The sequence below is a fragment of the Pseudomonas sp. CNPSo 3701 genome, assembly GCF_028674975.1.
GTDB lineage: Bacteria > Pseudomonadota > Gammaproteobacteria > Pseudomonadales > Pseudomonadaceae > Aquipseudomonas > Aquipseudomonas straminea.
The window spans coordinates 1-458 of the sequence record NZ_JAQZSI010000027.1; the positions used below are offsets into that span (position 1 = coordinate 1).

The window sequence follows — 458 nt, forward strand, 5'->3', positions numbered from 1 at the left end:
CCGGCCTTGATACCGCGGCCCATGCGGTAGGCGCGGTTGATGTCGCGCGTCCACACGCCGGCGCCCAGGCCGAACTCGGTGTCGTTGGCGATGGCCAGGGCTTCGGCTTCGTCCTTGAAAGTGGTCACGCCCACCACCGGGCCGAAGATTTCTTCCTGGAACACACGCATCTTGTTGGTGCCCTTGAGCAGGGTCGGCTGAATGTAATAGCCGGTCGCCAAGTCGCCCTCCAGCTTCTCGGTCGCGCCGCCGGCGAGCACTTGGGCACCTTCCTGCTGGGCGATCTCCAGATAGGAAAGAATCTTGTCGTACTGCTGCTGCGACGCCTGGGCGCCGACCATGGTGTCGGTGTCCAGCGGGTTGCCGCGCTTGATCGATTTGATCTTCTTCATCACCTCGTTCATGAACGGCTCGAAGATCGACTCCTGCACCAGCGCCCGCGACGGGCAGGTGCACAC

At 63.3% G+C, this 458-nt stretch carries 1 protein-coding gene; it reads right to left on the reverse strand.

Annotated features, from left to right (window positions below; genetic code table 11):
• Positions 1–458 (reverse strand): aldehyde dehydrogenase family protein (locus PVA39_RS23230; protein ID WP_274126073.1); only part of this gene is annotated, 458 nt, incomplete at both ends.